This is a genomic window from Deltaproteobacteria bacterium (assembly GCA_022340465.1).
GTDB lineage: Bacteria > Desulfobacterota > Desulfobacteria > Desulfobacterales > B30-G6 > JAJDNW01.
Genome location: JAJDNW010000132.1, coordinates 1 through 8062, shown reverse-complemented (window position 1 = coordinate 8062; position 8062 = coordinate 1). Strand labels below are relative to the sequence as shown.

9 protein-coding genes are annotated in these 8062 nt (G+C 54.8%); 2 read left to right on the top strand and 7 right to left on the bottom strand.

Going from position 1 to position 8062, the window contains the following annotated elements; genetic code table 11:
- The 7 genes from LJE94_18195 to LJE94_18165 all read right to left on the bottom strand — a co-directional run.
- On the bottom strand, positions 1 to 848 hold an 848-nt coding region (locus LJE94_18195), incomplete at its 3' end, for a DegT/DnrJ/EryC1/StrS aminotransferase family protein (GenBank protein MCG6912034.1).
- Between the two features lie 414 nt (positions 849 to 1262).
- Positions 1263 to 1886 (bottom strand): hypothetical protein, encoded by a 624-nt coding sequence (locus LJE94_18190; GenBank protein ID MCG6912033.1) that lies wholly within the window; start codon positions 1884 to 1886, stop codon positions 1263 to 1265.
- A gap of 9 nt (positions 1887 to 1895) precedes the next feature.
- The gene (locus LJE94_18185; protein MCG6912032.1) at positions 1896 to 2261 is read right to left on the bottom strand and encodes a type II toxin-antitoxin system PemK/MazF family toxin; all 366 of its coding nucleotides are present in this window, start codon (positions 2259 to 2261) and stop codon (positions 1896 to 1898) included.
- Complete coding sequence (locus tag LJE94_18180) at positions 2255 to 2509, bottom strand: ribbon-helix-helix domain-containing protein (GenBank protein MCG6912031.1); 255 nt, start codon at positions 2507 to 2509, stop codon at positions 2255 to 2257. The genes LJE94_18185 and LJE94_18180 overlap by 7 nt, the downstream gene beginning before the upstream one ends.
- 93 nt (positions 2510 to 2602) lie before the next feature.
- Positions 2603 to 2992: a four helix bundle protein gene (locus tag LJE94_18175; GenBank protein ID MCG6912030.1), complete on the bottom strand. Its 390-nt coding sequence runs from the start codon at positions 2990 to 2992 to the stop codon at positions 2603 to 2605.
- A gap of 2 nt (positions 2993 to 2994) precedes the next feature.
- On the bottom strand, positions 2995 to 3372 hold the full coding sequence (locus tag LJE94_18170) for a four helix bundle protein (GenBank protein ID MCG6912029.1): 378 nt from the start codon (positions 3370 to 3372) through the stop codon (positions 2995 to 2997).
- A 65-nt stretch (positions 3373 to 3437) separates the two neighbouring features.
- Positions 3438 to 3674, bottom strand: a complete 237-nt coding sequence (locus tag LJE94_18165) for a helix-hairpin-helix domain-containing protein (protein MCG6912028.1) — start codon at positions 3672 to 3674, stop codon at positions 3438 to 3440.
- Here LJE94_18165 and LJE94_18160 point away from each other — a divergent pair.
- Both LJE94_18160 and LJE94_18155 read left to right on the top strand, forming a co-directional pair.
- Complete coding sequence (locus LJE94_18160) at positions 3667 to 3837, top strand: hypothetical protein (protein ID MCG6912027.1); 171 nt, start codon at positions 3667 to 3669, stop codon at positions 3835 to 3837. The two genes, LJE94_18165 and LJE94_18160, sit on opposite strands and share 8 nt — an antisense overlap.
- 224 nt (positions 3838 to 4061) lie before the next feature.
- A partial coding sequence (locus LJE94_18155; GenBank protein MCG6912026.1) for a type I polyketide synthase occupies positions 4062 to 8062 on the top strand: 4001 nt, incomplete at its 3' end.

Genomic DNA, 8062 nt, shown 5'->3' with positions numbered 1-8062 from the left:
CCGATCAGTTGGTTGTACGCTTTTGCCGCCTGGTCCCGCAATTCCACCTCTTCCGGAAAAATGTCGAACTTGGCGTTCAGGACGGCGGCCTGCATGCTGTCCAGGCGGCCGTTGATGCCGATGCGGGCGTTTTCGTACTTGTCCCTTCCCTGGCCATGGATCTTGACCGAGTTCATGCGTTCGGCCAGGGCGTCGTCATTAGTAAAGCACATGCCTCCGTCGCCGTAGCACCCCAGGGGCTTGGCCGGAAAAAAGGACGTGCAGCCAATTTCGGCTAAAGAACATGCTTTTCTGCCCTTGTATTCGGCTCCGAAGGCCTGGGCCGCGTCTTCGATGACAAACAGCCCGTGGGTTTCGGCAACGGCGTTGATGCGGTCGTAATCCGCCGGCAGTCCGAAGAGATCCACCGGGATAATTCCCCTCGGTTTCAACGCCTCTCCGGCGCTTGCCGGCAGCGGATGAATCGAAGAATCATTCGCATTTACCGCTGCGATGGCTTGCTCCAGCTTCTCAGCATCGATATTGAACGTATCCGGATCGATGTCGACAAACACAGGTGTGGCACCCAGCAGACGGATCACCTCGGCCGTGGCGATGAAGGTAAAGGGCGTGGTGAATATCGCATCTCCCGGCTCCACCTGGTGTGCCATCAGGGCCATGAGCAGCGCATCCGTGCCGGACGCACAGCCGATGGCATGCTTGACGCCCACATATTCGCCCAGGCGTTTTTCGATTTCGGCAATTTCCGGTCCCATGACGTACCGGCCGTGATCGAGAACCGCCAGGATGTTTTTTTCGAGCTGTTTACGAATGCGTTTCTGCTGTGCCGGCAGGTCGATGAATTGCATGGTAGATCCTTTTCTATTTAGACAGGATTTACAGGATTGATAGAAAATTATTTAGAAGATCGCTTCGTTCATTGGGTCTTGAGCAAAAAAGAGCGACTAATAACGCCTGTATGAAAATAGCTCCGCCTGGTGGGTTTCCGGGCGATAGATCGGCGTTCCCACTGATATCATTGTAAATAGTGTTAGTGGTGGGCTTTGGAAAGGCATTTTTGCCACCGCTGGGATAAAACGTTCACTTTCTGAACATATTTTGAGTGTCTTGTCAAACAAAATCAAATAAAATCGCCCTCCAATCAAATGATTGGAGGGCGATTTTATTTGTGAACGTGACTTCGTCACTAATACTGACTTATACTAACCGTTTTCAACTTAAAATGAAGAAAAGAACGGTTCCGGTCGGCCCGTATACAACCTTTACGCATCGATAATATTGCATATTTTTTTAGCTTTTATGGCACCGATTCCTTCGATACATTCCAGTTCCTCTGCCATCGCCCGAAAGACATTCCTTACGCTGCCGAAATGCTCTAACATCCGTTTTGCCAGCACAGGTCCAACATGAGGCAGCCCTTGAAGGATATACAGCTGCCGCGTGATTAGTTTCCTGGGGCGATAACCATGCCGCAGGGTCAGTAGTTCACCTTGGATTTGCGTTTTTTTACCGATAAATTTTAATATGTTGCATGTTTCTTTGCTGTTTTTTGAAAATAGAACCGGCAGGTACCATATCACCTGCAGGGAAAGGATAGCGCCTCTGATCGATTCTTCGGAAAGATTCATGGCTTGGTTGAAAGGATTGCCTTCGACCAGGAAGATCGGACGATTGACGCGCTTTTTCATCACACCGGCCTGGCGAAACAAGCGGCCGTCCATGATGGATACCAGAAAGTCCCTGCCGGTCTTGCGTTCGATGTGAATCTCATCATTTATCACATAATCGCAACATGAAAGTCGTTTTACCCTTACATCGATGCCGGATTCTTCGAGCAAATCGATGATGCCCGATGACCTTTCCCTGTCGTCGGCTATAATTTTCATTCCTGGTAATTATATTTTGAGCAAATGCGGTTCTATGTTCAGAACAAGCTTCAAACCGGCATAAACGGCTGACAGTTTCTTGTTTGAAAGGCTGCCAATTTTTCCCTTGATGCTTGTCTTATCAACCGATTTTATCTGGGTGATGTTGATGACGCATTTTTTAGGCAGATTCGCTTCCCCCTTTTTGAGGACCACATTGCCCGGAAGTTCACCAAATTTCATGGTCGACGTAATGCCAATAACAACAACCGTATTCAGTTTACTGTCATTCAACACGTCGTTCTGAATAACGAGGACGGGCCTTTTCCCTTTTGGCTCGGATCCTTTTCCAGGCGAAAAATCAACCCAGTATATTGAACCATTACGGATTACCATTGTTGCCCGTCTTCTTTCCCTGAAGATTCAAACTCTCTGGCAGCGGCAAGCTGCTCTTCGGCAATGGATTCATCGGAAAAAACGCGGTCATAGATGGATTTGATTTTGTCATTTTCATCTTTGGATATCTTCTCTTTCAGTATATCCGCGATGAATTTGCTTCGCGAAACACCCTTTTCCCGGCTTAACGAATCAATAACCATGATCAAATCCTTAGGAACGGTAATGGCAATCTTGATTGTATTCATGTTTAGCCTCCTTGGTGGTATGACCAATGAATCATACCGCCAAGGAGGCGGCTGGTCAAGTGAGCTGCTTGTAAACCTTCTGCCTTTTTCTAATTATTCCTTTGGCCCCCTCTTTTTCTCATCGATTGCGAAAAGCGACCGAACAAGCCCGCTCACCATGGCGACCACCTGGTTTCCCATTTTTTCGAATTCGGTGTATTGCTCGCCGGAAATCACCTGCTTCCTTTTGAGTATTTTCAAAAGGGTCATGGTTTCATATACCGACCCCCTGGAAAGATAGAGGTGCTGGGCAAAATCATTTTTGGATGTGTAGCCCTTGCCCTTGGCGATCGCCGTGGAAGAATGCAGGGCGCTTTTCCAGGCGGCCTGGATAACAGCCGCCGCCTTTCTGTCTTCGGTTTTTTCAACGGCCATGGCTATCACCTTCATTCCGAAATCAACCGCCCTTTTCCACACGTCCAGCTTTTCATATGCAAACTCCATTTTTATCCCCCTTTCCGCAAAGGCTCGCCGATTAATCGCATCATGGTGACCAGCGAGGATGCGATTTTCCGGCTTCCGATTTTGACACCCGCAAACTGGTCGTTCGATATCCAACCGACCCTTCTGAAGATTTCAAGCAACGTCATGGTTTCGTAGAGCGAACGTCTGGACAGGTAAAGCTGCTTTATGGCGTCATCTTTTGTTATCGAACATTTGGCGCGGGCAATGGTCACAGCTATATTGGCCGAGCTCGCTTCGGCACGCTCGATGATATCCGTTTTTTCCCTGCCCGTTGTTCCCTCCCCCAGGAGGCCGATCACATGATTTGCAAATTCAACCGAATGTTGCCAGGCCTCGAGTCTCTCGTAGATATATTCCATTTTTACCCTTTGATTTCTCATTCGGCCATAAAATCCCCCGCATTTTCGTGCGGGGGTATTTTAACCTATTTGACGACGATTCTGTCCTTGTTGGCTTCGAAGGTTTTTTCCCCGATGCCGGCAACCAGCATGATCTCCTCCGGTGACTTGAAGGGACCGTTTTCAGTGCGGTAGGCCACAATCCGCTCGGCATATTTGGGCCCGACGCGGTCCAGTTGAACCAGCTCATCAACCGTAGCGGTGTTGATGTTGATTTTATTTCCGGATTCCGCAACCGCCCCGGATGCAAACACAATGACCATCGCCATCGCCAACAATAAAGCTATCGACTTTTTCATCTCGTACATGTTGAACCCCCTTTCGATTTTGTTAACGATTAATCCATCTTCCTTCTCTTTTCCAGTGCCGCCGGCCGGCATGCAGCATGAGAATGACAGAAAAATGGAAAAGGTCAATCCTGCTTGATTGCGACCTTATTACGGATATGTTTTAGGTAATATGGCATCGGGTGGAAAAAGGGGATATCTTTTCTCCTGCTTGCGGACACTCGAAAAACCTTGCCTTGCCATACGCGCTCGCGTATAAAAAAATTTTTCAAAATAACCTGTTTCGAGTGGTCAATTTAGGACTTATGCTATGGTGTCGTTTTCATCCAAGTTTAGGCTTCGGTGCGAGAGGATCACAACAGCGTGGCAATAAAAAGCACGGATATCGCCATTGTCGGGATGGCCGGACTGTTCCCCAAAGCGAATGATTTGGACACGTTGTGGAGCAATATGGTCAATGGCGTCAGCGCCTTTGCCCCTGCTGGAAAAAATCGCTGGCGCATCGACCCGGATGCCATGGTCAGCGCCGCGCCCTGCCCTGACAAAGCCTATTCAACTTCCGCCGCACTGTTGAACGACGTGCCATTCAATTTTCAGGGACTGAACATCGACGAGGAGCTGATTCGATCCCTGGACCCGCTCTACCAGGTGGTACTGCACACCGGGCGCAAGGCGTTTCATAGCTGTGAAACCACTGCCACGGACCGTGCGCGCGTGGGAACCATCCTGGCGGCCATCGCCCTGCCCACCGACGGTGCATCGCGCCTGGCCGATAAAATCATGGGCGGTTCGTTTGAGAGCAGGCTTTTTCCGGACCCATCGAAAGACCCAGGTGATGCTTTAATCGGCCGTAGGGAAGCCCTTTCCGGCCGGGTTACCGCTCTGCCCGCTGCCATCCTTGCAAAGGCGTTGGGCCTGGGCGGAGGCAGTTTCACGCTGGATGCAGCCTGTGCCTCGTCCCTGGTGGCGCTGAAGTTGGCCTGCGATGAACTGACCAGCCTCCGCAAGGACGCCATGCTTGTGGGTGGTGTCTCCCGTCCGGACTGCCTTTACACCCAGGTGGGCTTTTCCCAATTGCAGGCCCTTTCCAAGTCAGGAATATGCGCTCCTTTCGATAAAAAAGCCGACGGCCTGGTGGTGGGAGAAGGCGCCGGGATATTCGTGCTCAAACGCCTCGATGATGCGTTGCGCGACAACGACACCATCCATGCCCTGATTAAGGGAATCGGGCTTTCCAACGACATGGGTGGAAGCCTCCTATCACCGGCCAGCGAAGGCCAGGTCCGGGCCTTGCGCTCGGCCTATCGGTTAGCTGGCTGGCGGCCATCGGATGTGAATTACATCGAGTGCCACGGTGCGGGCACGCCTATCGGCGACCTGACAGAAATCAAAAGCCTGGTTGATCTGTGGGGTGATGACGGCTGGAACGAAGGTCAGTGCGCCATCGGTTCGGTCAAATCGATGGTGGGGCACATGCTGACAGCCGCCGGTGCCGCCGGCGTGATCAAAACGCTGCTGGGCATGCACAACAGAACCATCCCCCCCACCCTCAATTTCGAAGCCCCGCCGCCGAACAACCCGTTGCCCGAAAGCCCGTTCAGGGTGCCGGCGGCGCCTGAACGGTGGGAGCCGGTTCGCACCGGCGCCCCCCTGAGAGCCGGGGTCAACGCTTTTGGATTCGGCGGTATCAACGCCCACCTTCTGCTCGAGGAGTACCGGAGCGACCCGCCCGGTTCAGGCAAGTCGCCAGCCGATTCAGGGAACCATACCACCCCTTCCGCAAAGAAAGAGAGCGCCGCCTTTGTGCGGGTGAGCGGCAATCGAAACCAAGCCCCCATCGCCATTGTCGGAATGGACGCCTGCTTCGGAGGCTTGAACTCCCTGCGGGCCTTTCAGGAAGCTGTTTTCAACGGCAGCGCAGCCCTGTGTGAGCGCCCCCCAAAAAGATGGCGGGGTACGGAAAAGGTTGTGCGGCTGCAACTGGGTACGAACGACCTCCCGGGGGCCTACATGGATGCATTCGACTGGGATCCCGGCATGTTCAACATCCCTCCCCACGACATACCGGATATCATTCCACAGCACCTTCTGGCGCTTAAAACCGCTGCGGGAGCCATGCGGGATGCCGGCCTGCCCCTCAGGGAAAAACGTGAAAACGCGGGGGTGGTCATCGGAACCGGTTTCGATTTCGAGGCCACAGACTTTCACCTCCGGTGGATGCTGACTGAAAAAATACGAACCTGGAACAGCGCCCACCGGCTCAACCTTTCAGCTGCGGATATGCGCGCATGGCTGGATCGGTTGCAGAATGCCCTGGGGCCGCCGCTGACCAGCAATCGGACCCAGGGAGCCCTTACCGGCATCATCGCCAGCCGTGTCGCCAAGGCTTTTCTGTTCGGAGGGCCCAGCCTGGTCGTTTCCGCTGAAGAAGCCTCGGGATGGATAGCCATCGATCTGGCCGTCAAGGCGCTCCGGCAGAATGAATTGGATACCGTTCTGGTCGGGGCCGTTGACATGGCCGGGGATGTGCGCCAATTGCTCTTAAACGATGTCGACACCTACAGCCGGCAACACATCGTGCGCCCCTTCGATCGCCAGGCCGACGGAACGCTTCCCGGTGAAGGCGCCGCCGCTGTTGTACTGCAACGCCTCGACCGGGCCCGGAGGGACGGCCGTCGCGTTTATGCCGTCATCCGGGGGACGGGATGCGCTACCGGCGGCGGTATCGACACGGCCATGGAACCGGGTGTTTACATACGGTCGCTTGAAAGGTGCTTTGACGATGCGGGGGCAGCTCCCGAAAGCATCCAGATGATGGAAACCCATGGCAGCGGCATCATTGCGGAAGACAGCCTGGAAGCGGAAGCTCTGAACATCTATTTTGCCGATCGTCTGCACAACTGTGCGGTCGGATCGGCCAAGGCGGTCGTGGGGCATACCGGTGCCGCGTCCTCGCTCGCATCGGTGGTCAAAACGGCCTTGTGCATCTATCATCGGCTCACCCCGCCTTTGACCAATTTCACTCAGCCGGCGAAGAATATCTGGAATACCGACGCATTTCACCTTCCACAACAACCGCATCCCTGGCTCGGCAACCGTGTGGAGGGGCCCGTACAGGCCTGTGTCGCCGCCATGACCGGCGACGGCCTTTGCGCCCACCTGTTGATGGCGTCTGATGAAGAGGACCGCAAACCGCTGGCCCGGACATCCGACAGGGCCGCCGTTGAACGGCTGCGCCCCCTCGGCGTGCGTGATTTCGGACTTTTTACCGTGGAGGCCGACACCCCCCACGAGCTGTTGTCCGGCCTGGACGACCTCCGCCGTCACATCCGGAAACACACCGCTGCCGACGCCCGGTTGGAAAAGGCGGCTTATCGCTGGTACCGCCAAAAGGGACTCGACCGGCGTAAAAAGCTGGCAGTCTCCGTTCTCATGCGGCCGTCCGACGACCGGGAGCGGCTTCTTGACATTGCCCGGCATCAGATCGCGTCGGGCAACGGCGAAACGGCCGGCAGGCACACCCGGGTGAGTTATGCGGCACGGCCCCTCGGGACCGCCGGAAAACTGGCCGTTGTTTTTCCGGGATCGGGCAACCATTATCTGGGCATGGGATGTGATGTTGCCGTACAGTGGCCGGAAATCATTCGCCAAATGGACAACGACACGGATCGCCTGCAATCACAGTTCGCCCCCTGGGCCTTCGTCCCCTTCCGCACCTCCTGGCACGCAGGCTGGCAAAAAGAAGCTTTGCAGCAGGTTCTGTCCGATCCGCTCCACACCATCTTCGGGCAGGTGATGCACGGCAGCGTCATGTTCGACCTCGTAAAGCGCTTCGGCATCGACCCGGAAGCGATCATCGGTTACAGCCTGGGTGAGTCCGCCGGCCTTTTTGCTTCCCGCGCGTGGAAAGACCGCGAACGCATGCTTTCCCGCATGCTGAGGTCTCCCCTTTTCAAGCATGAACTCTCCGGCCCCTGCAGCAGCCTGCGCCAAGCCTGGCAGATTCCCGCAGGAGAACGGTTTACCTGGAAAGTCGCCGTGGTCAACGTACCCGCCGACAAAGCGGCCGAAATAGTGAAATCACACCCCCACACCCGTCTGTTGATCGTCAACACGCCCGCCGAATGCGTTATCGGCGGCGATGCCGATCAACTCGCCGAGGTCATCGACACCCTTGCCTGCGACGCCGTTTTTCTGGACGGTGTGGTGACCGTGCACTGCGATGCGGCCCTGCCCGTGGCCGAGCAATACCGCGCTTTGCACGCATTGCCGACATCCGCTCCGCCGGGAGTTTCCTATTACAGTTGCGCATGGGCCCAAGCTTATGCGCTTTCCAGGGAAAAAGCGGCCGACTCGATCCTGGC

Excerpts from the sequence above, each read along its gene's own strand:
- LJE94_18190 (MCG6912033.1), bottom strand. The coding sequence starts at position 1,886 with ATGAAAATTATAGCCGACGACAGGGAAAGGTCATCGGGCATCATCGAT.
- LJE94_18185 (MCG6912032.1), bottom strand. The coding sequence starts at position 2,261 with ATGGTAATCCGTAATGGTTCAATATACTGGGTTGATTTTTCGCCTGGA.
- LJE94_18180 (MCG6912031.1), bottom strand. The coding sequence starts at position 2,509 with ATGAATACAATCAAGATTGCCATTACCGTTCCTAAGGATTTGATCATG.
- LJE94_18175 (MCG6912030.1), bottom strand. The coding sequence starts at position 2,992 with ATGGAGTTTGCATATGAAAAGCTGGACGTGTGGAAAAGGGCGGTTGAT.
- LJE94_18170 (MCG6912029.1), bottom strand. The coding sequence starts at position 3,372 with ATGGAATATATCTACGAGAGACTCGAGGCCTGGCAACATTCGGTTGAA.
- LJE94_18160 (MCG6912027.1), top strand. The coding sequence starts at position 3,667 with ATGACCATCGCCATCGCCAACAATAAAGCTATCGACTTTTTCATCTCG.
- LJE94_18165 (MCG6912028.1), bottom strand. The coding sequence starts at position 3,674 with ATGGTCATTGTGTTTGCATCCGGGGCGGTTGCGGAATCCGGAAATAAA.